General features: G+C 57.5%; 16 protein-coding genes. All 16 read left to right on the plus strand.

Going from position 1 to position 20075, the window contains the following annotated elements; genetic code table 11:
- Nucleotides 1–20: 20 nt before the first annotated feature.
- The 16 genes from rseP (at nt 21) to ispD (ending at nt 20073) form a co-directional block, all read left to right on the plus strand.
- Nucleotides 21–1382 (plus strand): RIP metalloprotease RseP, encoded by a 1362-nt coding sequence (gene rseP / locus IEV54_RS00720; RefSeq protein ID WP_150277739.1) that lies wholly within the window; start codon nt 21–23, stop codon nt 1380–1382.
- Between the two features lie 70 nt (nt 1383–1452).
- The gene (bamA, locus tag IEV54_RS00725; protein ID WP_150277738.1) at nt 1453–3804 is read left to right on the plus strand and encodes an outer membrane protein assembly factor BamA; all 2352 of its coding nucleotides are present in this window, start codon (nt 1453–1455) and stop codon (nt 3802–3804) included.
- Nucleotides 3805–3838: 34 nt separating this feature from the next.
- Nucleotides 3839–4345, plus strand: a complete 507-nt coding sequence (locus IEV54_RS00730) for an OmpH/Skp family outer membrane protein (RefSeq protein WP_150277737.1) — start codon at nt 3839–3841, stop codon at nt 4343–4345.
- Between the two features lie 8 nt (nt 4346–4353).
- Complete coding sequence (gene lpxD / locus IEV54_RS00735; protein ID WP_150277736.1) at nt 4354–5415, plus strand: UDP-3-O-(3-hydroxymyristoyl)glucosamine N-acyltransferase; 1062 nt, start codon at nt 4354–4356, stop codon at nt 5413–5415.
- Between the two features lie 50 nt (nt 5416–5465).
- Complete coding sequence (gene fabZ / locus IEV54_RS00740; protein WP_150277735.1) at nt 5466–5903, plus strand: 3-hydroxyacyl-ACP dehydratase FabZ; 438 nt, start codon at nt 5466–5468, stop codon at nt 5901–5903.
- Complete coding sequence (lpxA, locus tag IEV54_RS00745) at nt 5900–6676, plus strand: acyl-ACP--UDP-N-acetylglucosamine O-acyltransferase (RefSeq protein WP_150277734.1); 777 nt, start codon at nt 5900–5902, stop codon at nt 6674–6676. Before fabZ ends, lpxA begins: the two co-directional genes overlap by 4 nt.
- Nucleotides 6677–6678: 2 nt before the next feature.
- Entirely contained in the window at nt 6679–7857 is a 1179-nt protein-coding gene (gene lpxB / locus IEV54_RS00750) for a lipid-A-disaccharide synthase (protein ID WP_150277733.1), read from the plus strand.
- 14 nt (nt 7858–7871) lie between these two features.
- Nucleotides 7872–8516 (plus strand): ribonuclease HII, encoded by a 645-nt coding sequence (rnhB, locus tag IEV54_RS00755; protein WP_373286414.1) that lies wholly within the window; start codon nt 7872–7874, stop codon nt 8514–8516.
- A 522-nt stretch (nt 8517–9038) separates the two neighbouring features.
- Nucleotides 9039–12563, plus strand: coding sequence for a DNA polymerase III subunit alpha (dnaE, locus tag IEV54_RS00760; RefSeq protein WP_150277731.1), 3525 nt, complete (start codon nt 9039–9041; stop codon nt 12561–12563).
- A gap of 99 nt (nt 12564–12662) precedes the next feature.
- Complete coding sequence (accA, locus tag IEV54_RS00765; protein WP_150277889.1) at nt 12663–13619, plus strand: acetyl-CoA carboxylase carboxyl transferase subunit alpha; 957 nt, start codon at nt 12663–12665, stop codon at nt 13617–13619.
- Nucleotides 13620–14939, plus strand: coding sequence for a tRNA lysidine(34) synthetase TilS (tilS, locus tag IEV54_RS00770; protein WP_150277730.1), 1320 nt, complete (start codon nt 13620–13622; stop codon nt 14937–14939).
- 226 nt (nt 14940–15165) lie between these two features.
- Nucleotides 15166–16797 (plus strand): CTP synthase, encoded by a 1632-nt coding sequence (gene pyrG, locus IEV54_RS00775; RefSeq protein ID WP_150277729.1) that lies wholly within the window; start codon nt 15166–15168, stop codon nt 16795–16797.
- 9 nt (nt 16798–16806) lie between these two features.
- Nucleotides 16807–17652, plus strand: a complete 846-nt coding sequence (gene kdsA / locus IEV54_RS00780) for a 3-deoxy-8-phosphooctulonate synthase (RefSeq protein WP_150277728.1) — start codon at nt 16807–16809, stop codon at nt 17650–17652.
- Between the two features lie 56 nt (nt 17653–17708).
- Nucleotides 17709–18998 carry a phosphopyruvate hydratase gene (eno, locus tag IEV54_RS00785; RefSeq protein WP_150277727.1) on the plus strand — a complete coding sequence of 430 codons (1290 nt, stop codon included), beginning with the start codon at nt 17709–17711 and terminating at the stop codon, nt 18996–18998.
- Between the two features lie 89 nt (nt 18999–19087).
- Nucleotides 19088–19378, plus strand: a complete 291-nt coding sequence (locus tag IEV54_RS00790) for a septum formation initiator family protein (protein ID WP_373286415.1) — start codon at nt 19088–19090, stop codon at nt 19376–19378.
- Entirely contained in the window at nt 19378–20073 is a 696-nt protein-coding gene (gene ispD / locus IEV54_RS00795) for a 2-C-methyl-D-erythritol 4-phosphate cytidylyltransferase (protein WP_150277725.1), read from the plus strand. Before IEV54_RS00790 ends, ispD begins: the two co-directional genes overlap by 1 nt.
- The last annotated feature ends 2 nt before the right edge of the window (nt 20074–20075 follow it).

Consider the following 20075-nt stretch of genomic DNA (forward strand, 5'->3'; position numbering starts at 1 on the left):
TTCCCTGAGCGAGGCACTGGATGGATCTCTTATTCACCCTGTTGGCGACTGTCGTAGCCTTGGGTCTGCTGGTGACAATTCATGAATATGGTCATTTCTGGGTAGCCAGACGCTGCGGCGTCAAGGTGTTGCGATTTTCTGTGGGTTTTGGTCCTGCGCTCTACAGTTGGCACGACAAGCGCGGCACCGAGTATGCGATTGCTTCGATACCGCTGGGCGGCTACGTCAAGATGCTTGACGAGCGGGAGGGTCCGGTTGACGCAGCAGAGCTTGATCAGGCGTTCAACCGTAAAACCGTACAGCAGCGGATAGCCGTTGTGGCTGCGGGCCCAGTGGCCAATTTTCTGCTTGCCATTGTGGCTTTCTGGCTGATCGCGGTACTGGGTATCACTACGTTGGCCCCGGTGCTCGGGCCTGTTGAAGAGGGTAGCGTGGCAGCCCGTGCCGGCCTGGTAGAAGGGTTGGAAGTGGTCGAGGTCGATGGTACTCCCACTCGTAGCTGGCAGGAGGTCAACCTTCAGCTGATCCGCAGGCTCGGGGAAACCGGGCAAATGCAGATAAAAGCTATTGAAAACGGCAGCAGTGTTCCCCAGAGCTACAGCCTGGTGCTCTCGGACTGGCTGCGCGGGGCCGATCAGCCGGATCCTATCCGGGCTTTGGGGTTGACCACCTGGCAGCCAGATGTTCCTCCTCTGGTTGGCGAGGTCAGTGATGGTGGGGCAGCGCAGGCTGCCGGCCTTCGGTCCGGCGATCTGATAGTCAGCATCAACGGCGATCCCGTGGATAACTGGCTGGAGCAGGTGGTGCCGGCTATTCAGGCTAATGCCGGTCGCCCGCTGGAAATGGGTATTGAACGGGACAGCGTTCGCCAGACATTGACCCTGGTGCCCCAGGGGCGCGAGCACAACGGTGAGGTCTCGGGGTTTGCCGGGCTCGGTGTTGCTGCATTCGACTGGCCAGAGAGTATGATTCGCGAAATCGACTACAATCCGTTGGTCGCTATCCCGGTCGCAGTAGCCAAGACCTGGGATATGACAATTTTGACCCTTGAGTCGCTTAAGAAGATGCTCACGGGCCTGGTGTCGGCAAAAAACTTGAGTGGCCCGATAACCATTGCTAAAGTGGCGGGCGCTTCGGCCAAGTCGGGACCTGAGAGTTTTCTTAACTTTATTGCCTACCTGAGCATCAGTCTGGGCGTGCTTAATCTATTGCCTATCCCGGTATTGGATGGGGGCCATTTGGTTTATTACACGGCTGAGTGGATCAGGGGCAAGCCGTTATCCGAGAGGCTTCAGGCCTGGGGCTTGCAGATTGGGGTGGCATTGATAGCCGGTGTGATGCTGTTTGCCATCTTCAACGACATAAGCCGCCTGGGTAGCTAGTCCGGAATGCACGAATACGAGCTGCCGTACGCGGTGGATAGAATTTAACCAGTCAGCCAGAACGGATTTCATGAAACGTTACTTATTGCCTGCGCTATTGCTGATACTCCTCGCGCCAATGGCCTTCGCCGACGCCTTCCGTATCTCCGACATCCGCATCAACGGATTGCAGAGGGTCTCCGCCGGCAGCGTCTTCGCTGCTCTGCCCCTCAATATCGGTGATGAGGTGGACGATCAAACGCTGGTGGAGGCGAGTCGCTCGCTTTTTCGCACTGGTTTTTTTCAGGATATCCAGCTAGGCCGTGAGAACGACGTTCTGGTGATCACGGTTGTCGAACGGCCCTCCATTGCGGCTATTGAACTTGAAGGCAACAAAGCCATTGAAAGTGACGACTTGCTTGATGGTTTGCGACTGGCCGGTCTTTCCGAGGGAGAGATTTTTCAACAGGCGACCCTCGAGGGGGTGCGTAACGAATTGCTCCGTCAGTACGTGGCCCAGGGGCGTTATTCAGCTGACATCGAAACAGATGTCATAGCCGAGCCACGTAACCGCGTATCGATCAAGATTCAGATCGATGAAGGCTCTGTTGCCTCGATCAAGAACGTAAACGTGGTGGGTAACACCGTGTTCGACACAGAAGAACTGGTCGACATGTTCGAGCTCAAGAGCAGCGGCTGGCTGTCTTTTCTGCGTAGCGACGACAAGTATTCACGCGAGAAGCTATCTGGGGATCTAGAGCGTCTGCGCTCCTGGTACCTGGACCGCGGCTACATCAACATGAACATCGCTTCCACCCAGGTTACCATCACGCCTGACAAGAAGAACGTCTACGTTACAGTCAATATCGACGAAGGTGAGCTCTACACTGTCAGTGACGTGAATTTGTCCGGTGATCTGATTGTTGCTGAAGATGAGGTGCGTCGGCTGCTGCTTGTGGAGCCAGGCCAAGTATTTTCGCGTCAGGTCATGACTGCCACGTCCGAGCTGATTACCCGCCGCCTGGGTAACGAGGGGTATACCTTCGCCAACGTTAATGGTATTCCGGAAATCAACGAAGAGGATCAGAGCGTCGGCGTTACCTTCTTTGTAGACCCCGGCAAGCGCGCCTACGTAAACCGGATCAACTTCCGTGGTAATACCAAGACAGAGGATGAGGTACTGCGCCGCGAAATGCGTCAGATGGAGGGTGGCTGGGCTTCAACCTATCTGATCGACCAGTCCAAGGTTCGCCTTGAGCGTCTTGGCTTTTTCAAGGAAGTCGATGTGGAAACTGTGCCGGTACCCGGCGCGGATGACCTGATCGACGTCAATTATACCGTCGAAGAACAACCTTCCGGTTCGATCACCGCGAGTCTGGGTTTTGCCCAGGGTACCGGCCTGATCCTGGGTGGTTCGATCAGTCAGAACAATTTCTTCGGCACCGGTAACCGGGTCAGCCTCAGCGCCAATCGCTCTGAATACCAGACCGCTCTCTCTTTCGGCTTCCTTGATCCCTATTTCACTGCCGACGGCGTGAGTCTAGGTTATAACGCTTTCTACAGGGCGACCGATTACGACAAGCTGAACGTTGATGTGTCCAGCTACTCTGTGGATTCCTACGGTGGTGGGTTCAATATCGGTTATCCGATCAGTGACACCTCACGACTGTCCTTTGGCCTGAGTGCGCAGCAGGACGACATCCAGACGGGTAGCTTTACTGTCCAGGAGATCGACCAGTTCCTCGATCGTGAAGGCGATAGCTTTACCAACTTCAAGTTCAATGCGGGCTGGTCGCAGTCGACCCTGAATCGAGGTGTCTTTCCCGACCGTGGCTCATCGCAGAGCGTCAACTTCGAGACAACCATTCCTGGCAGTGACCTACAGTTTTACAAGGTCGATTACCGTGCGCAGCGTTACTTTCCGGTCAGCGAAGACTTTACCCTGCGTCTGCATGGCAACCTCGGTTTTGCCCGTCGCTTCGGGTCTACCCAGAGTGTTCCGTTCTACGAACACTATTATGCGGGTGGCATCGGCTCGGTACGTGGCTACCGCGAAAGCTCTCTTGGGCCGCGTAGCACACCGGCAGCGGCTGATCCGGATAAAGACGAACTACCTTTCGGTGGCAACATCAAAGTGGTTGGTGGCGGCGAATTGATCTTCCCGGTGCCTTTCATCAAGGACCAGAGTTCTCTGCGTACCGTGCTCTTTCTGGACGCGGGTAATGTATATGACACCTATTGCAGCAGAGACGTCTTGACCAATGGCGAAGATAACCCCGGGTGTGGTGAGGTGGATCTGGGCAACCTTCGCTACAGCGCAGGTTTGGGCCTCTCATGGTTAACGGCCCTGGGCCCTCTGGGCTTCAGTCTCGCGGTACCGTTGAACAGCCAGTCCGAGGATGATACGCAGGTATTCCAGTTTACCCTGGGTCAGACGTTCTGATCCGGAACACCCTATAAGTTACAGGAGCTTCAGAGTGCGCAAGTTTATTCAGGTTGCATTGATTTCTGCTTTGGCTATGGCCAGTTTTACCGTATCGGCCCAGATGAAAATTGCGGTACTCGATTATCAGATGGCACTGTTGGAATCTGATGCAGCCAAGGCTTATTCAGTCGATGCCGAAAAGAAATTTGGTACCCAGCTACAGCGTTTGCGTAATCTTGAGGCCGAAGCCAAGCGTCTTCAGGAGCGCATGCAGCGTGATGGTGAGAAATTGGGACAGACCGAGCTAGAGAAGCTTGATCTGGAGTTTCGTCAGAAGGCTCGCGACTTCCAGACCGAGTCCAAGCAGTTGAACGAAGCCAAGGCTCGTGCTGACCGTGACATGCTTGAAACCCTCAAGCCACGTTTGGACAAGGCGGTCGAGACTGTTCTGCAAGGTGGCAACTACGACCTGGTGATTGATCGCAGCGCAGTGGTTGAAGTCAAGGCTGAGTATGACATCACGCGCCAGGTTATCGAGCGCCTGAACGCGACGCGTTGAGTCGGCCGGTGAGCTCACCATTGCAATTCTCGCTATCGGCTATCGCCGAAAAAGTCGGTGCACGGCTGGTCGGTAATCCCGACCAGCTCATCGGCGGGCTGGCAACCTTGCAGGATGCTGGCCCCCTTCAGCTCAGCTTTCTGTCGAGCAGTCAATATCGCAAGCACCTAGGCTCTACCGGTGCAGGCGCAGTGCTGCTTACCGAAGCCGACGCTGAGAATTTTTCCGGAAATGCCCTGATTGTCGGCAATCCCTATGTGGCCTACGCGCGTCTTTCGCATCTGTTTGATCCCAAACCGTTAGCAACTCCGGGTATTCACCCCTCGGCTGTTGTAGAGCCGGATGCGGTCATTGATCCAACTGCCAGCATCGGTCCCGGAGCGGTCATTTCATCAGGTGCGCAGGTTGGTGCAGGAACGGTTGTTGGTGCGCAAAGCTTCATAGGCGCCCGCTCGGTAATAGGTTGCGATGGCTGGGTGGGACCTCGAGTAAGCATCTACCATGATGTCCACATCGGCAATCGGGTTGTCATTCAATCTGGAGCCGTCCTGGGTTCGGAAGGTTTCGGTTTCGCCAATGACGGTGGGCGCTGGGAAAAGATCGCACAGATCGGTGGTGTGACAGTGGGAGACGATGCGGAGATCGGTGCCAACACCACTATCGACCGCGGCGCTTTGGCTGACACATGCATCGGCAATGGCGTCAAACTGGATAACCAGATTCACATTGCCCACAACGTGCAGATTGGCGATCACACGGCCATAGCTGCCTGTGTCGGTATTTCGGGCAGCACTCGCATCGGACGGCACTGCACTATCGCCGGAGGGGTGGGTATGGTCGGGCATATCGAGATTTGTGATAACGTCTTCATCACAGGCATGACCATGGTTACACGATCCATCACCGAACCCGGCGCCTATTCATCGGGTACGGCGATGCAGCCTGCGGTTGAATGGCGCAAAAGTGTTGCGCGCTTCCGCCAGCTTGATTCGTTGGCCAAGAAAGTCCAGAAACTCGAAAAAGAGCTCCTGACGGTGACTCAGGACTCTCACGGCTCATCAGAGTCCTGAGCCGCGCCGCCTAGGCGCCTACTACTGCTTATTGCAAGGCCTGCTAATACATGGATATCAAGGAAATAAAAGAATACCTGCCCCACCGTTACCCTTTTTTGTTGGTGGACAGGGTTGTGGAACTGAATCTTGAATCCCGGAATATCCGTGCCTACAAGAACGTCTCGGTCAATGAACCCTTTTTCAACGGCCACTTCCCCGAGCATCCGATCATGCCGGGTGTGTTGATTATCGAAGCAATGGCGCAGGCTGCAGGTTTACTGGGCTTCAAGATGATGGACGTCAAGCCTGCCGACGGAACGCTCTACTATTTCGTTGGGTCCGACAAATTGCGCTTTCGTCAGCCGGTTGTGCCGGGCGACCAGTTGCAGCTCGAAGCGCAGCATTTGAGCAACCGTCGGGGGATCTGGAAGTTTGCCTGCCGTGCAACGGTTGACGGTAAGGAAGCCTGCTCTGGCGAAATCATTTGTGCGGAACACAGAATATGAGCCGGATTCACCCTTTAGCGCTCGTCGATCCGGCCGCGCGCCTGGCCGATGACGTTGAAGTCGGTCCCTGGACCCTGATCGGACCGGATGTGGAAATAGGCGCTGGCACGGTTATCGGTCCGCATGTCGTTGTGCGCGGGCCAACTACCATCGGCAAGCACAATCGTATTTTCCAGTTCTCCTCGGTCGGTGAAGACTGTCAGGACAAGAAATACAACGGCGAGCCCACACAGCTTATCATCGGTGACCACAATATCATCCGTGAAGGCTGCACTCTGCATCGCGGCACGGTACAGGATCAGGGCATCACCCGGATCGGCAGTCACAACCTGCTGATGGCCTACGTGCATGTTGCCCACGACTGCGTGGTAAACGACCACATTATCATGGCCAACAACGCGACCATCGCCGGGCACGTGCACATTGGCGACGGCGCCATTCTTGGTGGATACACCACGGTTCATCAATTCTGCAAGCTGGGCGCCTGGTCCATGAGCGCGGCCAACAGCGCTGTGTTCAAGGATATTCCGGCTTTCGTCATGGTTGGTGGCAACCCTGCCAGTGCCCACGGCATGAACTTTGAAGGCATGCGCCGTCGTGGCTACAGCCCAGAGCTGGTCGCTGCGCTACGCAAGGCATACAAGACGGTCTATCGTCAGGGTCTGACCCTGGTTGAAGCCCTCAAAGAGCTTGAAGAGAGCGCCAGCCTGTACCCCGAGATCGCCCTCTACCGCGACTCCATTATCGCCTCGACCCGCGGCATTACCCGCTAGCCATGTCAGTCCAGAAAGCATCGGGTGAGCGGCCTCTGCGTATCGCGCTGGTGGCTGGCGAAGCGTCAGGCGACACCCTGGGGGCCGGCTTGGTCCGCGCCCTCAAACAGTCCCATCCCCACGCAGAATTTATCGGTATCGGCGGCCCACGCATGCTGGCCGAAGGTATGCAGAGCAGGGTGCCCATGGAGCGGCTGTCAGTCATGGGGCTGGTGGAGGTGCTGGGCCGCCTGCGCGAGTTGTTGCGCATCCGCAAGGAGCTGGTTGCCTGGCTGCTGGAACAACAACCCGATGTCTTCATAGGCATCGACGCGCCGGATTTTACGCTTGGCGTTGAACGCAAACTGCGTGACGCAGGTATTCCTACAGTGCACTACGTCAGCCCGTCGGTCTGGGCCTGGCGTGAGAAGCGTGTTCTGGGTATCCAGAAGTCCACCGACCTGATGCTCACGCTTTTTCCCTTCGAGGAAGAGATTTACCGCAAGCATCAGGTTGCTGTGCGCTGCGTGGGTCATACGCTGGCAGATGAAATACCCTTGCAGCCTGATCACGATGCAGCCAGAGCCGCGTTGGGCATAGCTTCAGAAACGAAGTTGCTCGCCCTGATGCCCGGCAGCCGTAACGGTGAGCTACGCAAGCTTGGTCTGTTATTTCTTCAGACTGCCGCCTGGTGCCAGCAACGCGAGCCAGAATTGCACTTTGTGATGCCCTGTGCCAGCGAAGAGCGAAAGCTGCAAATGCAGGCCATCATTGCTGAAAGTGGTATTGATCTACCCCTGATGTTACTCGATGGACAAGCCCACCAGGCACTGGCTGCATGCGACTCGGTGCTGATCGCATCTGGAACTGCGACCCTGGAAGCCATGCTGTTCAAGCGCCCGATGGTTGTCGCCTACCGCATGGCCGGACTGACGTTCAGGATACTCAAGCGTCTGGTCAAGGTCGGCCACGTAGCGCTGCCCAACCTACTGGCCAAGCGCGAAGTAGTCCCCGAATTCCTGCAGGACGCCGCCACTCCGGAAACCATGGGCGCGGCCCTGATGCAGTTATTGGCACCCACCGCCGAGCGTGCAGAAACCCAGGCAACTTTCATGCATTTGCACGAAATGCTCCGGCGCAATGCGGATCAGGCGGCTGCCGAGGCGGTGCTTGATCTGCTCAGGCAAAAGGGCAGGCTTTAATGGCTCAGATACTGATGGATTGGAATCCACCCGTTGGCGATGAACTTGTTGCGGGTGTCGACGAAGTAGGGCGTGGTCCACTGTGTGGCGCCGTGGTCACCGCTGCAGTAATTCTTGATCCGCTGCGTCCGATCGAAGGCCTGAACGACTCGAAGAAGCTCACCGAAGCCAGACGCGAAGCACTCTTTCCGCTCATTCAGGAGCGCGCCCTTGCCTGGTGCATTGCCCGCGCCGAAGTGAATGAAATCGACCAGCTCAACATCCTTCACGCTACCATGCTGGCGATGCAAAGAGCGGTCGCGGGTCTGTTGGTCCAGCCCGATCGTGTACTGGTTGATGGCAACCGTTGCCCGGTTCTGCCGATGCCAAGCGAGCCTGTGATCAAGGGCGACAGCCGCGTTCCCGCCATTGCCGCCGCATCGATCCTGGCTAAGGTCGCCCGCGATCGGGAGATGAAAGAGCTGGACCTGCTCTACCCAGGCTACGGTATCGCCCAGCATAAGGGCTACCCCACACCAGTACACCTGCTCGCGCTCCGCGAACTCGGCGCCTCGGTGATCCATAGGCGTTCCTTCGCGCCGGTGCGCGAGGCTTTGGCGCTGTTCGAGTTTTCTGAGTCCGAGCGCCGCCAGTCCCAGGCCGAAAATACGTCCCTGTAGGCTCGGCGATCGCATCCCTGCCATCGATGGTCGGCTTGATTTGTTTGTTTCAATCCGGGTAGTGACTCGTTGAGACTGCGCGAAGGTCAAAATGGATTCCCGCGTTCGCGAGAATGACGGGGATTGGGTCAGGCACGAGATTTTTGCTTTTGACCTTGGACAGCAAACCAAGCATCACGCCGATGCCCGTTGAGCGCACAGCCTGGCGGGGTGGAGAAAGTGTCTGAAACATGGACGTTTCTGACAAGCCTCCATGGACGGATTCACGGCGGCTTTCGGAACCCTGCCAGGTTGGGAGCTCACAGACTCCGAGTCTGCTGCCAGCCCATTTCTGCACCACTGAGCCAGACAGACCCAGGCTTGGAGCGGTATGCTCCAATACCCAGGCAGTGATGCTCAGGAAGTGCTGCGCCAGAGCCATCAGGCGGAGAATTAAAAACTACAAGGGACAGCCCGCTGGCCCCCAACTCCACCCACCGTTACAATCCCAACCTTGAAGTAGCCTCCAGAAACAGGAATACCATGACCCACTCCTTCGTCCACTTGCGCGTCCACAGCGAGTATTCACTGGTCGACGGCATCGTCAAGATCAAGCCGCTGATCAAGACCGTGGCAGAGCAGGGGATGCCTGCAGTCGCAGTGACCGACCAGAATAATATGTGCAGTCTGGTCAAATTCTATAAAGCCGCCATGGCCGGCGGAATAAAGCCGATCTCCGGCGTAGACATCTGGCTGGTAGGGGACAACGACGACAACCAGTTGACCCGCCTCAGCCTGCTAGCCATGAACCGCAACGGGTATCGGAACCTGACCGAATTGATTTCCCGCGGTTACACCGAGGGTCAGCGCAACGGCGTTGTGACCATCCGCCGCGAATGGGTCGCCGAATCCAGTGAAGACGTAATTGCACTGTCCGCCGCCCGCGAAGGAGAAATCGGTCAATCGCTGCTGTCCAACAACCCCCAGGAAGCCGACGCACTGCTGCAGTATTGGATGCAAGTCTTCCCAGGGCGCTTCTACCTGGAGCTGCAACGTACCAGCCGCCCCAACGACGAAGAATATCTTCACGCCGCCGTAGACCTCGCCGTCAAGCACGACTGCCCGGTGGTAGCAACCAACGACGTGCGTTTTATCAAGCGCGAAGACTACGAAGCCCACGAAACCCGCGTGTGCATCGGCGAAGGCCGCGCCCTGGATGACCCGCGCCGGGTTCGGCAGTACAGCGAAGAGCAGTATCTGAAAACGCCGGAAGAAATGGCCGAGCTGTTCAGTGACATACCTGAAGCCTTGGCCAACAGCGTCGAGATTGCCAAACGGTGCAGCATTGACGTTCAGTTGGGCAAAAACTTCCTGCCCGCATTCCCCACGCCTGATGGTATGACCGAAGCCGATTTCTTCCGTAAGGTCTCCTTCGAAGGCCTCGAAGAGCGCCTCAAGGTCGTACTGCCTCCTGACTCGGAAAACTACGATCAGCGCCGTCAGGTGTATATCGACCGGCTGAATTTCGAGCTGGATATCATCATCCAGATGGAGTTTCCCGGTTACTTCCTGATCGTGATGGACTTTATCAAATGGGCCAAGAATAACGGCGTTCCAGTAGGTCCGGGTCGTGGCTCCGGGGCAGGCTCACTGGTTGCGTATTCGCTGCTGATTACCGATCTTGATCCCATGCAGTATGACCTGCTGTTCGAGCGCTTCCTCAATCCCGAACGGGTATCGATGCCCGACTTTGACGTCGACTTCTGTATGGAAGGGCGCGACCGGGTGATCGAGTATGTTGCCCAGACATACGGACGTAACGCGGTATCACAGATCATTACCTTCGGCACCATGGCCGCCAAGGCAGTAGTGCGCGACGTCGCGCGGGTGCAGGGTAAATCCTACGGGCTGGCCGACAAGCTGTCGAAGATGATCCCGTTTGAAGTCGGCATGACGCTGGCCAAAGCCTTCGAGCAGGAAGAGATACTCCGCGATTTTCTGGCCAATGACGAAGAGGCCCAGGAAATCTGGGACATGGCCCTCAAGCTTGAGGGTATAACCCGAAACGTCGGCAAGCACGCCGGTGGCGTGGTGATAGCACCGACCAAGCTGACCGACTTTTCGCCACTGTATTGCGACGAAGCGGGCGGCGGCCTGGTGACCCAGTTCGACAAGGATGATGTGGAATCCGCCGGCCTGGTCAAGTTCGACTTTCTCGGCCTGCGCACCTTGACGATCATCGACTGGGCGATGGACACGGTCAATCGCGTGCGCGCCAAGACCGGTGGCGAGCCGCTGGACATCAACTTTATCCCGCTCGACGATCAACCGACCTACAAGATGTTGCAGAAGGCCGAGACCACCGCCGTATTCCAGCTGGAATCGCGGGGTATGAAAGAGCTGATCAAGAAGCTCAAGCCCGATTGCCTGGAGGATCTGATCGCACTGGTGGCCCTGTTCCGGCCCGGCCCGCTGCAGTCGGGGATGGTCGACGATTTTATCAATCGTAAGCACGGCCGCGAGATACTCTCCTACCCGCATCCCAACTATCAGCTGGACAGCCTCAAGCCGGTGCTCGGGCCGACCTACGGCATCATCCTGTACCAGGAACAGGTGATGCAGATCGCACAGGTGATGGCTGGCTATACGCTGGGCGGCGCCGACATGCTGCGCCGGGCGATGGGCAAGAAAAAGCCCGAAGAAATGGCCAAGCAGCGTCAGGTCTTTCTGGAAGGCTGTGAAAACAACAATATTGATGCAGATCTTGCGGGAAACATCTTCGATCTGGTGGAAAAGTTTGCGGGTTACGGCTTCAACAAGTCGCACTCCGCTGCCTATGGTCTGGTGTCATACCAAACCGCGTGGTTGAAAGCGCACTACCCGGCTCCCTTCATGGCTGCGGTGTTGTCAGCGGATATGCACAACACCGACAAGGTGGTGACGCTGATTGAAGAGTGTCGCAGCATGAAGCTGCGCCTCAAATCGCCGAATGTGAATATCTCCGAGTACAAGTTCACTGTCGATGATGAAGGTGACGTGGTGTATGGTCTTGGCGCCATCAAGGGTGTAGGTGAAGGCCCGGTCGAAACCATCGTGGAGAAGCGCCGTGAGGGTGGACCCTTTATTGATTTGTTCGATTTCTGCGCACGGGTAGATCTCAAGCGCATCAACAAGCGGGTCATGGAAGCCTTGATTCGCTCTGGAGCCCTGGACAGCCTGGGCCCCTTTTTCGATACCGATCACCAGGTCTTTCTCAAACAGATTGATCGTAATCGCGCGTCATTGATGGCGGCAATGGAAGAGGCTATCGCTTCGGCCGAGCAGACTGCCAAAAGCGCTGACAGTGGTCATGGCGACCTGTTTGGCGAATTGCTCGGGCCCTCCACCGAGCGTGACGTGTATGAAGCCTATCGTCGGGCGCGGGAATGGTCTTTCAAGGAGCGCCTGCGTGGTGAGAAAGAAACCCTCGGCCTGTATCTGACCGGGCACCCGATTGATGAGTATGAGAAAGAGATACGGCGTTTTGCCCGCCAGCGCATCATTGATCTCAAGCCCTCGCGGGACAGTCAAACCATTGCCGGCCTGGTATTCGATCTGCGGGTGATGAAAAGCAAGCGCGGTGACAAGATGGGCTTCGTTACGCTCGACGACCGTTCTTCCCGTATCGAGGTATCCCTCTATGCAGAGGCCTATCAGTCGTCCCAGGCGTTACTGCAGAAAGATGCATTGCTGGTAGTCGAGGGCGAGGTGTCACAGGACGATTTTTCCGGCGGTCTGCGGATGCGTGTCAAGCGGGTAATGAGTCTCGAAGATGCACGCACCACCTTGCTCGACAGTGTGCGGATCAGTCTGGATACCACCCGCCATGGTCCGGAAAGCCTGGGCCAGATTGCTGGTCTTTTGCAGAAACACCCGGGAAATTGCGCAGTGACCGTGGACCTGCAGCGGCCCGATGCGGCTGCGGAGCTGCGTCTGGGTGAGACCTGGCGGGTTGAGCCAGCGGATGATCTGGTTCAGGGATTGCGTGACCAGTTGGGCAAAGACAGCGTCTCCCTGCACTATAGATAACAAGCCTGAAGGGGTGGCTCGACGCCGGGCCGCCAATCCCTTAAGGTAATGCAAAAATCGTACGCCCTGTCGCAGGGCCCACGTGGATGATGGATGCTTATGAGCAAGAGCCAGAAATACCTGGAGTTCGAACAGCCGATAGCCGATCTGCAGGCCAAGATTGAGGAGCTGCGGCTGGTAGGCAGCGACAACTCCCTGAATATTACTGACGAGATCTCCCGTCTTCAGGACAAAAGCCGTTCGTTGACCGAAAGCATCTTCGGCAACCTGAGCAGCTGGCAGATCGCCCAGATGGCGCGTCATCCCCAGCGCCCCTACACGCTGGATTACATCAGAGAGATTTTTACCGATTTCGAAGAGCTGCATGGCGACCGGCATTTTGCTGATGATGCCGCGATTGTTGGTGGTATTGCGCGACTGGATGGCCGGCCGGTAATGGTGATCGGGCATCAGAAGGGACGCGACGTGAAGGAAAAGGTCCGCCGCAACTTTGGCATGCCCAAGCCTGAAGGCTATCGCAAGGCCTGTCGGTTGATGCAGATGGCCGAGCGCTTCAATATGCCGCTGTTGACCTTTATCGACACGCCGGGTGCTTACCCGGGTATCGACGCCGAGGAGCGTGGGCAGAGTGAAGCTATTGCCTGGAACCTGCAGATCATGGCGCGGTTGAAGACGCCCATTATTGCCACTGTCATTGGTGAAGGTGGATCAGGCGGTGCATTGGCTATCGGTGTATGCGATCGCTTGATGATGCTGCAGTACTCCACTTACGCGGTCATCTCTCCAGAAGGTTGCGCCTCTATACTCTGGAAAAAATCCGAGAAGGCCGCTGACGCCGCCGAGGCCATGGGTATAACTGCCGAGCGCCTGAAAGAGCTCAAGCTGGTCGACAACCTGATTGCCGAGCCTCTGGGTGGTGCACATCGCAAGCCTGAAGAAATGGCAGCCCGCATCAAGGCGCAGTTGCTGGTTGAGCTCGATGCCCTTGAGGCTTTACCGGCCGAAGAGCTGCTCGAGCGCCGTTATGAGCGCCTGATGGCATTTGGTCTGAAGTAGATGTTCTCCACGCAGGAGCTGCTCAGGCAGTTGCTGCCCTGCACGGATGCTCCGACCTGGTGGTTGGGGTTGTCCGGTGGTATGGACTCAATGGTACTGCTCGACGCACTGGTCGATCTGGGCCGCGAGCATCCATTGCCCCCTCTGCGAGCCATTCACGTCCACCACGGCCTGCATCCTGATGCTGATAGCTGGACGGAGCACTGTGTCCGGGAATGCGAGGCCAGGCAGGTACCACTGACTGTCGAGCGGGTTCAACTGGCTGCGGGCGCAAGCATCGAGGCCCAGGCCCGTGACGCCCGCTACGCCGCTTTTGCCCGCCATATGGACACTAGCGACTGCCTTCTGCTTGCCCATCACTGTGAGGATCAGTTGGAAACCTTGTTGTTCAGGATGCTGCGCGGCACTGGTCTGCGCGGTCTGGCGGGTATGCCGGCGAGCCGCATATTGGACAGGGGGAAGCTCATAAGACCCTTGCTCGACCAGCCCCGCAGTGAATTACAGCTATGGGCCAGGGGCCGTGAGCTCACCTGGGTAGAAGATCCGGCCAACCATGATCCTCGTTTTGCCCGCAGCGCGCTGCGGCATAACCTGCTACCGACCCTGCGGCAGGGATGGCCAGCCATCGATAACAGCCTGCTGACCCTCGCCCGACATGTTCGTGAGGCAAACGAGGTGCTTGATGAGCGTGCCGAGGAGGATATGCAGTTGTTGGCTGCCGGCCTTGAAGACCCCTGGTTAGCTGACCGGCCTAGTCTGTCGGTTGCGGGATTGATGGATCTGTCTACTGCGCGGCGTAACAATGTGCTGCGCTACTGGCTAAGGGTTCATGGGTGCAGGCTGTCGCAGCGTCGGCTGCAAGAGCTTGATCAGCAACTCCATGGTGCGAGCGATAGCCAGCCTGTCCTCGAACTGGAAGAGGGGAGGCTATGCCGGTCGTCAGGTCGGTTGTGGCTGTTGCCGGTTTCTGATGCCCCGTACATGGATGGGCAATCGATCCAGTCCAGTGGAAAAGTCTTGCTCACCCCCCGTAACGGTGCGCTTCTGGTTCATCTGCCGGCAGTCACGCCGGATGATCTGGCAGAATGGGTTGTGCGCTATCGCCAGGGCGGTGAAGTGATCCGGCTAGCGGGCAGGCCCACGCAGTCGCTCAAGCATCTGCTGCAAGAGGCCGGTTTGCCGACCTGGTTACGAGCCAGAATTCCCCTGATTTACCACCGCGAGGAGCTGGTTTCTATAGGTGGCCGCTGGAACAATGAAGCCTATCTTCGCCAACACGCGGGCGAGGATTGGAGCATACGCTGGCAGCCAAGCGAGTAGTTCCTGCGCATTGGTGTTAACGCGGCAGAGGAGCAAGTGCAGACTGAGCTGCTGTAAGCGCGGTTCAGCGCACTTTTGGCGGCACTTGCGGATTGAGCAATCCGGGGGTGTCTGGTATCCTGGCTTCCCATCTTGACGAGACTTTGGGAATCAGCAATTGCTTCCCCCGGCCTCCCTTCTATTCCCTGCGGCAAGGCCGCTTAACAGATCAATCAACGGGTTTTTCATGACGCGCTACATCTTCGTCACGGGTGGTGTTGTATCTTCTTTGGGCAAAGGCATTGCCTCTGCGTCCCTGGCCGCCATCCTCGAGGCTCGGGGTCTGAAAGTCACGATGCTCAAGCTCGATCCCTATATCAATGTCGATCCGGGCACCATGAGTCCGTTCCAGCATGGTGAAGTCTTTGTCACCCATGATGGCGCTGAAACCGATCTGGATCTGGGGCATTACGAGCGTTTCATTTCCGCGACCATGGGCCGGGCCAACAACTTCACTACTGGTCGGGTCTACGAGGAAGTGCTGCGCAAGGAGCGCCGCGGTGATTATCTTGGCGCGACTATCCAGGTGATTCCGCACATTACCGATGAGATCAAGAGCCGCATCATCAAGGGTGCCGGCGACGCTGATGTCGCCATGGTCGAGATTGGTGGTACCGTGGGAGATATCGAGTCCCAGCCGTTTCTCGAAGCGATTCGCCAGTTGCGTATCGAAGTCGGCGCCAAGCGTGCGATGCTCATGCATCTGACCCTGGTGCCCTATATTGCCACCGCGGGCGAGACCAAAACCAAGCCGACCCAGCATTCGGTAAAGGAGCTGCGTTCCATTGGTCTGCAGCCCGACGTACTGATTTGCCGTTCCGATCATCCGATCGACCTTTCTTCCAGACGCAAGATTGCGCTGTTCACCAACGTGGAAGAGCGCGCGGTCATTGGTCTGGAAGACGTTGACACCATTTACCGGATTCCTGCGGTGCTGCATGCCCAGGGTCTGGATGATTTCGTTATAGAGCGCTTTGGTATGCAGTGTGGTCCGGCTGATCTCTCCGAATGGGATCGCGTGGTAGCCGGCAAGCTGTACCCCAACAAGGAAGTCACCATTGCCATGGTCGGCAAGTACATGGAGCTGCTCGAGGCCTACAAGTCGCTTATCGAAGCCTTGAGCCATGCGGGTATACAGAGTCAGACCAAGGTCACCATGCGCTATATCGACTCCGAAGAGATCGAGTTCAAGGGCCTTGGTCTGCTGGACGGTGTGGATGCGATTCTGGTGCCGGGCGGCTTTGGTCTGCGCGGCGTGGAAGGCAAGATCGCCGCCGTGCGTCACGCCCGCGAAAACAAGATTCCCTATCTGGGCATCTGTTTAGGTATGCAGGTGGCGGTAATCGAATACGCGCGCAGTGTGCTCGGTTGGGCAGACGCCAACTCGACCGAATTCGACAAGACCACCACCCATCCGGTGGTCGGTCTGATTACCGAGTGGGAGAACGCCGACGGTGATCGTCAGTTGCGCACCGAAGAGTCGGATCTGGGCGGCACCATGCGTCTGGGTGGCCAGGAATGCAGTCTCACGCCGGGTTCCAACGCCCACGCCTGTTATGGCAAGGACGTGATAGTGGAGCGTCACCGTCACCGCTATGAGGTCAACAACAACCTGCTGCCCGAGCTTGAGGCTGGTGGATTGAAAGTGACTGGTCGCTCTGTCGACGGTGCTCTGGTGGAGGTGATCGAGGTTGGTGATCACCCCTGGTTTGTTGCCTGCCAGTTCCACCCGGAATTCACCTCGACGCCGCGTTACGGTCATCCCTTGTTCAGCGGCTTTATCCAGGCGGCACTGGCCCAGCACAAACTCAAGAGCTGAGGTAAGCAGATGCAACACAAGACAATCCAGGTCGGCGCAATCGAAATCGCCAACGACAAACCCTTTGTGCTGTTCGGCGGGATGAACGTGCTCGAGTCCCGGGATATGGCCATGCAGATCTGCGAGGCGTATGTCAGTGTTACCGAGAAGCTGGGCATTCCCTATGTGTTCAAGGCCAGTTTTGACAAGGCCAATCGCTCCTCGATCAATTCCTACCGTGGCCCCGGTCTTGATGAGGGCCTGAAGATCTTTGAAGAGATCAAACAGACATTCAAGGTGCCGATCATTACCGACGTGCACGAGCCCCATCAGGCTGCGCCGGTGGCCGAGGTCTGCGACATCATTCAGCTTCCTGCTTTCCTGTCGCGCCAGACCGATCTGGTGGTAGCGATGGCTAAAACCGGCGCGGTGATCAATATCAAGAAGGCCCAGTTTCTGGCGCCCCAGGAAATGCAGCATATCCTGACCAAATGCGAAGAGGCCGGGAACGATCAATTGATCCTCTGCGAGCGCGGGTCCAGCTTTGGCTATAACAACCTGGTGGTCGACATGCTCGGCTTTGGCATCATGAAGCAGTTCGGCTATCCGGTATTTTTTGACGTGACCCACGCATTGCAGATGCCCGGTGGCCGCAGCGACTCAGCGGGCGGTCGGCGTGCCCAGGTCACTGATCTGGCCAAGGCTGGCATGAGCCAGGGTCTCGGCGGACTTTTCCTTGAAGCGCACCCGGATCCCGATAACGCCAAGTGCGATGGGCCCTGCGCATTGCGGCTGGACCGCCTGGAGCCGTTCCTGACCCAGCTCAAGGCGCTGGATGATCTGGTCAAGGGTTTCCCGGTGCTGGAAACCGCCTGATCATCCGATCCGAATACATACCACAGTCTTTCAGTTAGATGGAGCAAGCAGCAACCATGGCAAAGATCATTGATATCAAGGGTCGTGAAGTTCTCGATTCGCGCGGCAATCCCACTGTCGAAGCCGACGTTACCCTGGATGGTGGCGCGTTTGGCACTGCCTGTGCACCGTCGGGCGCCTCCACCGGTTCGCGCGAAGCGCTGGAGCTGCGTGACGGCGACAAGAGCCGCTACATGGGTAAGGGTGTGCTCAAGGCAGTGGCCAATATCAATGGGCCGATTCGTGAGTTGCTGGTGGGCCGTGATGCAACCGACCAGGCCGGTCTGGACCGGGCGATGATCGATCTCGACGGTACCGAGAACAAGGCTACCCTGGGCGCCAACGCGATTCTTGCGGTATCCCTGGCCGCCGCCAAGGCCGCTGCCCAGGCCAAGGGTATTCCCCTCTACGCGCATATTGCTGACTTGAACGGCACACCCGGCGAGTACTCCATGCCGGTCCCCATGATGAATATCATCAACGGTGGCGAGCATGCTGACAATAACGTCGATATTCAGGAGTTCATGGTCCAGCCGGTTGGCGCCAAGAGTTTCGCCGATGCATTGCGCATGGGTGCCGAGATATTCCACCACCTCAAAGCAGTGCTCAAGGCCCGTGGGTTGAGCACCTCGGTAGGCGATGAGGGCGGCTTCGCGCCGAATCTGGCCTCCAACGAAGACGCCCTGGCGGCGATCTCCGAAGCCGTTGCCAATGCCGGGTACACCCTGGGTGATGACGTCACTCTGGCGCTGGATTGTGCTTCGAGCGAATTCTACAAGGATGGCAAGTACGATCTGGCTGGAGAGGGGCAGGTATTCGATGCTGCCGGTTTTGCCGACTACCTTGCCGGCCTGACCGAGCGATTCCCGATCATCTCCATTGAAGACGGCATGGACGAGTCCGACTGGGCTGGCTGGAAGATTCTGACCCAGAAGATCGGCGACAAGGTGCAACTGGTGGGTGACGATCTGTTCGTGACTAACACCAAGATCCTCAAGCGCGGTATCGATGAGTCCATTGGTAACTCCATCCTGATCAAGTTCAACCAGATCGGTTCATTGACCGAAACGCTGGAAGCCATCCAGATGGCCAAGGCTGCCGGTTTTACTGCGGTGATTTCGCATCGCTCGGGCGAAACCGAAGACAGCACTATTGCCGACCTGGCGGTGGGCACCTCGGCTGGCCAGATCAAGACCGGCTCGCTATGCCGTTCCGACCGCGTGGCCAAGTACAACCAGTTGTTGCGTATTGAAGAGCAGCTTCAGGGCAAGGCCAAGTACAACGGTCGTGCCGAGTTCCGTAGCTGAGTGATGCTGCCCATGGCCGCTATCACAGCGCAACTCGCCAGTTGCATACCGGAGGCAGCCCTGGCTGGGCTGTCACGGCTGAGTGCTGACTGTGGGGGGCACCTTCTGTGAAGTGGCTATGGGTAGTCGCGTTGCTGTTGCTCGCCGGGCTGCAATATCGTCTCTGGGTAGGCGAGGGCAGTCTCGCCCATGTCACCCAGCTCAAGCAGGAAATTGCCGAGCAGTCGCGGGTCAATGAACAACTGCTCGAACGTAACCGGGTCCTGACAGCCGAAGTCAGAGAGCTGAAACAGGGGCTGGAAACCGTTGAAGAGCGTGCCCGGCACGAGTTGGGCATGATCCGTGAGGGTGAGACACTTTTTCAGCTGAGCACCGACTGATGACCTCGTCAGTGACTTACTGGGTGGTCATTCCCGCAGCGGGTATCGGCTCGCGTATGCGGGCCGATCGGCCCAAACAATATCTGCCACTTGGCGATCGCGCTCTGATCGAACATACCCTTGATTGTTTTCTGGACCGGCCTGGTCTCAAGGGGCTGGTTGTCTGTTTATCGGCTGTCGATCGCTGGTGGGATGATCTGGCCTGTGCCAGCGACACGCGAATCCAGCATGTTGTTGGCGGCCGCGACCGTGCCGACTCGGTTCTCGCCGGGCTGCTGGCGCTTTTGCAGCAAGGTGCAGACAGGGAAGACTGGGTGCTGGTGCATGATGCAGCCCGTCCCAATCTGTCGGCGACGGACTTGCACAATCTGCTCAACACCCTGGCTGATGATCCTGTTGGCGGGCTCCTGGCGGTACCAGTGCGCGATACGCTGAAATGCGCCGGGCCTGATGGCAGGGTTGCTTCCACTCCAGACCGTTCCCTGTTCTGGCAGGCTTACACGCCACAGATGTTTCGTCTTGGCGCCTTGCACGATGCCCTTTTCCGAGCGCTGGCTGCCGGCGTGTCGATCACCGATGAGGCCTCGGCCATGGAGCATGCCGGCCAGGCGCCCCGTCTGGTCGAGGGCCGCTCGGACAATATCAAGGTTACCCGTCCCGAAGATCTTGAGTGGCTGGCACGCTTGCGCGGCTAGCA

It is taken from the genome of Halopseudomonas salina (genome assembly GCF_014637955.1).
Lineage (GTDB): Bacteria > Pseudomonadota > Gammaproteobacteria > Pseudomonadales > Pseudomonadaceae > Halopseudomonas > Halopseudomonas salina.